The sequence below is a fragment of the Citrobacter sp. wls826 genome (genome assembly GCF_005281245.1).
Classification (GTDB): Bacteria; Pseudomonadota; Gammaproteobacteria; order Enterobacterales; family Enterobacteriaceae; genus Citrobacter; species Citrobacter braakii.
The window spans coordinates 146,798-150,401 of record NZ_SZWS01000048.1; the positions used below are offsets into that span (position 1 = coordinate 146,798).

3 protein-coding genes and 1 pseudogene are annotated in these 3,604 nt (G+C 47.8%); 3 read left to right on the forward strand and 1 reads right to left on the reverse strand.

Annotation, left to right across the window (positions count from 1 at the left end; translation table 11 throughout):
* Positions 1–286 precede the first annotated feature (286 nt).
* The 3 genes from yddG to FDW87_RS11350 all read left to right on the forward strand — a co-directional run bounded on the left by yddG (position 287) and on the right by FDW87_RS11350 (position 3,246).
* On the forward strand, positions 287–1,168 hold the full coding sequence (yddG, locus tag FDW87_RS11340; RefSeq protein ID WP_016156546.1) for an aromatic amino acid efflux DMT transporter YddG: 882 nt from the start codon (positions 287–289) through the stop codon (positions 1,166–1,168).
* A 459-nt stretch (positions 1,169–1,627) separates the two neighbouring features.
* Positions 1,628–2,722 (forward strand): porin OmpD, encoded by a 1,095-nt coding sequence (gene ompD / locus FDW87_RS11345; protein ID WP_016156547.1) that lies wholly within the window; start codon positions 1,628–1,630, stop codon positions 2,720–2,722.
* A gap of 143 nt (positions 2,723–2,865) precedes the next feature.
* Positions 2,866–3,246, forward strand: coding sequence for a GFA family protein (locus tag FDW87_RS11350; protein ID WP_087121860.1), 381 nt, complete (start codon positions 2,866–2,868; stop codon positions 3,244–3,246).
* On the opposite strand, the pseudogene FDW87_RS22345 reads toward FDW87_RS11350, so the two are convergent.
* Positions 3,247–3,604: pseudogene (locus tag FDW87_RS22345) on the reverse strand (MFS transporter); the annotation flags it as partial.

The window sequence follows — 3,604 nt, forward strand, 5'->3', positions numbered from 1 at the left end:
GCTTTCCTCTTTTTTGCAGGGATTCGTACAGGAAATCTCTCAAATTGCGCCAGCGCGGCATGATTGAAAGATGACATGTACAACTTCGCGACGAAACTATCAGCTATATCCATATTTTTTTTGCGTCAAATCAATAACGAAACGGTTCCGCTACTAAATAGTGCACTTCGCTTAACCTTTGTACCCATAAGGGAGTAGACAAAAGGGAATTAATTAGCGCGCTACGGTGTAAAGGTGCTATACATTTCAGCTTAATTTTTGCCAGTACCATGGACAGACAATCAGCATGACAAAACAAAAAGCAACGTTAATTGGGCTTATTGCCATCGTGCTCTGGAGCACGATGGTCGGGCTTATTCGTGGGGTAAGCGAAGGACTGGGGCCGGCAGGCGGCGCGGCGATGATTTTTACATTAAGCGGCCTGTTGCTGATATTTACCGTCGGATTCCCAAATATCAGAAAAATTCCTGTGCGATATTTAATCGCCGGTAGCGTGCTTTTTGTTAGCTATGAAATATGCTTAGCGCTGGCCCTCGGCTATGCCGCCACTCGTCACCAGGCTATTGAAGTGGGTATGGTCAATTATCTCTGGCCAAGTCTGACAATATTATTCGCCATCTTATTTAATGGCCAAAAAACAACCTGGTTGGTGATTCCCGGATTAATCATCGCATTGACCGGGGTTTGTTGGGTGTTGGGGGGTGAAAACGGCCTGAATCCTGGAGAAATTATCAGCAATGTTGCCAGCAGTCCGCTTAGCTATTTCCTCGCCTTTCTCGGCGCTTTTATCTGGGCAACGTATTGCACGGTGACTAATAAATATGCAAAAGGTTTTAACGGCATCACCGTGTTCGTTTTACTAACGGCGGCAAGTTTGTGGGTTTACTATTTTATTACGCCTCAACCGGAAATGGTTTTCAGCACTTCGGTGACGATTAAAATGTTCACTGCAGCATTAACGTTAGGATTTGCCTATGCCGCGTGGAATATTGGCATTTTGCATGGCAACGTGACCGTTATGGCCGTCGGGTCTTATTTTACTCCAGTGCTCTCCTCTGCGCTGGCGGCGGTGTTACTCAGCGCCCCGCTGTCACTATCCTTCTGGCAAGGAGCTCTAATGGTCTGCGCGGGGTCTCTGCTTTGCTGGCTGGCAACGCGCCGTGCCTGAAAAAAAGTCGGGTTTTATCACAAACAAATAAAATCCGGCTATACTTTAGACAATTTAATGAATAATAATTGTTCATTCCACTGCGGTTTATGTTTATATTTGTTTAATTAAATGTTAAATATATGGAAATTAATTAACGCCCGAAAGTAATACTCGGTCATCTATATCTCTTCACATGTATATATTACACCTGCGAAACTAACGCCATTTAAATTATAGCCTGCACAATAGTCCCCCATGTAAATATACCCATTCCGATCTGTCACATATTAAGACTAATACAATCAGCTATATTATGTAGATCTGGATCACACAACTTCAAATATTTCGCAATATTATGAAACTTATTATTGAACTTATACCACTGCGTCATTTAAAAATGGTTTGCCATTGACGAACCCCTTCGTTTAGCAATGGTTTAGGAAACACACCAAGAAATAATTATAAGGATTATTTAGAATGAAACTTAAATTAGTTGCAGTGGCAGTGACTAGCCTGTTGGCGGCAGGTGCGGTAAACGCAGCTGAGGTATATAACAAAGACGCAAACAAACTGGACCTGTACGGTAAAGTTCACGCTCAGCACTACTTCTCTGACGATACCGGCAGCGATGGCGACAAAACTTACGCGCGTCTGGGCTTCAAAGGCGAAACTCAGATCAACGACCAACTGGTTGGTTTCGGTCAGTGGGAATATGAATTTAAAGGCAACCGTTCTGAAAATCAGGGTTCCGACAAAGATAAAACCCGTCTGGCATTCGCTGGTCTGAAATTCGCTGAATACGGTTCTTTCGACTACGGTCGTAACTACGGCGTAGCTTACGACATCGGCGCATGGACCGACGTCCTGCCAGAGTTCGGTGGCGATACCTGGACCCAGAGTGATGTCTTCATGACTGGCCGTACTACTGGCGTTGCAACCTACCGTAACACCGACTTCTTCGGTCTGGTCGAAGGTCTGAACTTTGCCCTGCAGTACCAGGGTAAAAACGATCGTAGCGACGACAAAGAAGCTAACGGCGACGGCTTCGGTCTGTCTACTACCTATGAGTACGAAGGCTTCGGCGTAGGTGCAGCCTATGCGAAATCTGACCGTACTGACTCCCAGAACAACCACAGCGGTCAGTTCAAAGCTGACGGTAAGAACGCTGAAGTTTGGGCTGCTGGCCTGAAATACGATGCGAACAACATCTACCTGGCAACCACCTACTCCGAAACCCGTAACATGACTACCTTTGGTGGTACTGTTAACGGTACTGAGATCATCGGTATTGCAAATAAAGCACAGAACTTTGAAGCTGTTGCTCAGTACCAGTTCGACTTCGGTCTGCGTCCGTCCGTTGCTTACCTGAAGTCTAAAGGTAAAGACATCAACGGTTACGGCGACCAGGATCTGGTTGAATACGTAGACCTGGGTGCTACCTACTACTTCAACAAAAACATGTCCACCTTCGTTGATTACAAAATCAACCTGCTGGATGACAACAACTTCACAAAAGCTGCCGGTGTAAGCACCGACAACATCGTTGCTGTTGGTCTGAACTACCAGTTCTAATTTTGTTGTAGTCTGAATACAAAGCCAGTCCTTCCAGGGCTGGCTTTTTCTCTTAATGTAGACTCGGTCATAAGGAGTATGCCGTGCAGACATTCACTGGTCGTTGTCTTTGCGGGCAGAGTCATTTTACCGTCGACGTCGAAATGCTGGATGTCTATGCCTGTCATTGTACGCTGTGCCAGAAGTGGTCAGGTGGCATCGCTATGTATCTGGAAGCCAGCGCTCAGCCGCTGATGTCGCCAGATTCAGCAGAACCTTCGCACTTCCCATCTTCAAATCGTGGTGAACGTTTCTTCTGTTCCGGTTGCGGGTGCCCGCTGTGGTTTACCCTAACGGGCAGCGATCGTTATTTTGTGCCGTGGACGCTGCTGGAGCTGAATGAGGTGGATCGCCGCCGCCTGGTTTTAGCGGCAGAGATCTATACGGAAACACAGCCTGCGTTCTGGAGGCTGACGGGGCAATACGCTCGACTGAGTGGGAAAGAAGTCGAAGAGATGGATTACCCCTGTCATTTAGCCCATTAGTTATTGACGCTGTACCTTTGCCAGACTGAACCACATTCCTACCGCTAATACGATAAGCATGCTGCCGGCGCTGCTTAAGGCCACGCTGTGCGACCAGGTAAAGGCTTCTTTAGCAGCCGACAGCAACGCCTCACTCAGCGACGACGGGAGCGAGTGCGCCAGTTGCACCGCCTCACCCATTGACGATGAGGCTCGTTCTATCTCCTGTGGGTTAAGTCCGACAGGCGGCAGAATCGAGGCTGAAAAGCTGCGGCTCAACAACAACCCAAAGATAGCGATCCCAAGCCCGGCCCCCAGTTCATAAGCCATTGTCTCAATGGCGCCCGCGGCAGCGGCTTTTTCTGCCGGGGCTGCCGCC

Coding starts and splice junctions, on each gene's coding strand:
- yddG (WP_016156546.1), top strand. CDS start 287: ATGACAAAACAAAAAGCAACGTTAATTGGGCTTATTGCCATCGTGCTC.
- ompD (WP_016156547.1), top strand. CDS start 1,628: ATGAAACTTAAATTAGTTGCAGTGGCAGTGACTAGCCTGTTGGCGGCA.
- FDW87_RS11350 (WP_087121860.1), top strand. CDS start 2,866: ATGCTGGATGTCTATGCCTGTCATTGTACGCTGTGCCAGAAGTGGTCA.